The following is a 2,016-nucleotide window of genomic DNA, read 5'->3' as shown; positions in this document are numbered from 1 at the left end:
CGCCGGGCGTAAGCTTGTCGCGGTCGTCCACGTGGGTGCGAATGCCGTCCAGCGCCGCCACGATCTGGGCCGCCTTGCCCATCACCAGTTCGCGCTCTTCGTCCTTGCGGTAGATGGGGACGATGACCACCTGGATGGGCGCCACGCGCGGCGGCATCACCAGCCCCCTGTCGTCGCCGTGCGTCATCACCAGCCCGCCCACCATGCGCGTGCTGGCGCCCCACGACGTGTTCCACGCAAACTCCTCGGCGCCGCTCTCGCTGGCGAACTTCAGCGCGAACTGCTTCGCGAAGTTCTGCCCCAGGTTGTGCGAGGTGCCGTTCTGCAGGGCCTTGTTGTCGCCCATCATGGCCTCGCACGTGTAGGTGCGCAGCGCGCCGGCGAACTTTTCGGACTCGCTCTTCTGCCCCGTCACCACCGGCATGGCGAGCCACTCTTCCATGAACTCGCGGTACACGCCCAGCATCTGCAGCGTCTCGGCTTCGGCCTCGTCGTGCGTGGCGTGCGCGGTATGGCCCTCCTGCCACAGGAACTCCGAGGTGCGCAGGAAGAGGCGCGTGCGCATTTCCCACCGGACCACGTTCGCCCACTGGTTGTACAGCAGCGGCAGGTCGCGGTAGCTCTGCACCCACTTGCTGAACATCTCGTAGATGATCGTTTCCGACGTGGGCCGCACGATCAGCGGCTCCTCGAGCTTGCTGTCGGGGTCGGGGATCAGCCCGCCGCCCTCCACCGCCTTGAGCCGGGTGTGGGTGACGATGGCCGCTTCCTTGGCGAACCCCTCCACGTGCTCGGCCTCACGGGCAAGGAAGCTCTGCGGGATGAAGAGCGGAAAGTAGGCGTTCTGGTGCCCGGTTTCCCTGAAGCGCAGGTCCAGCTGGTCGCGCATCAGCTCCCACAGGCGGTAGCCGTAGGGGCGAATGACCATGCAGCCGCGCACGGGCGAGTAGTCGGCCAGCTCGGCCTTGAGCACCACTTCGTTGTACCAGGCGCTGAAGTCTTCGGCCTGGGCGGTCAGCGCTTTTTCGTTGGCCATGAGATCGGTATCAGTCAGGCCGCCAGCCGAAACGGCCGGTCAGCGATTTCGGTTGATCAGGATGTGGAACTCCGCGATCGGAAGAGCGTGGGCGTCACGGTCGGCCCAGCTCGGCGAGCGGGACGCGCGACTCCTGGCCGGTTTCCATCTCCTTGACGACGGCGACGCCTTGGGCCAGCTCGTCGGGACCCAGGACCACCGTGCGGCGCGCGCCCACGGCCGAGGCGTTCTTGAACTGCTTGCCAATCCCCTGCTGCTTGAGCCCGTACTCCACCGACGCGCCCGTCTCGCGCAGCCGGTGCGCGAGCGCGAGCATGTCGCCGCGCTGGTCGGGGGTGACGGCGATCAGGTAGTAGTCCACGCTCTGCTTGGTCGACGGCAGGAGGCCGCGGTCGGTGAGCAGCTCCTTGAGCACCACGTCTCCCATCCCGAAGCCGAGCGCAGGCAGGTCTACCCCCGCGATCTGCTTGAGCAGGTTGTCGTAGCGCCCGCCGCCGCAGATGGCGCGCAGCTCGCCGCGGGTGTCGAACAGCTCGAAGACGATGCCCGTGTAGTACGCCAGCCCGCGCACGATGGAAAGGTCGAAGCGCACGTAGTCGCCCAGCCCCATCGCCCCGAGCGCGCCGAAGAACTGGCCCATCCGCTCGATCTCGGGCCCCACGCCCTCCGTGGACCCGTACGCCTGGCGCACCGCGTCGAAGTCGGTGTAGCGGAAGATGTCGAGCACGCGTTCCGCCGCCTCGTCCGTCAGCCCCGCCTCGCCGGTCAGCCGCTTGGCGATCACCTCGCGCGGATCGCGCTCCAGCTTGTCGACGATGTTGTAGACCAGGATCAGCTGGTCCTCGGGCGTCCCCGCGTGCAGGAGCAGCGCGCGCAGCAGCCTGCGGTCGGAGATGCGCGCCACGAAGTCGTCGGCGGTGAGCCCCAGCACGCGCAGGATGTCGATGGCCGCCGCCAGCAGCTCGGCATCGGCCGCGACG

The 2,016-nt window shown here is 68.0% G+C and carries 2 protein-coding genes; both read right to left on the bottom strand.

Annotation, left to right across the window (positions count from 1 at the left end):
* On the bottom strand, positions 1-1,036 hold a 1,036-nt coding region (locus VIB55_RS10495; protein ID WP_331876611.1), incomplete at its 3' end, for an aminoacyl--tRNA ligase-related protein.
* A 94-nt stretch (positions 1,037-1,130) separates the two neighbouring features.
* On the bottom strand, positions 1,131-2,016 hold an 886-nt coding region (locus VIB55_RS10490; RefSeq protein WP_331876610.1), incomplete at its 5' end, for an ATP phosphoribosyltransferase regulatory subunit.

This window comes from Longimicrobium sp., assembly GCF_036554565.1.
GTDB lineage: Bacteria > Gemmatimonadota > Gemmatimonadetes > Longimicrobiales > Longimicrobiaceae > Longimicrobium.
Note: the sequence above shows the minus strand (reverse complement) of the source record. Positions and strands in the feature narration are given on the sequence as shown.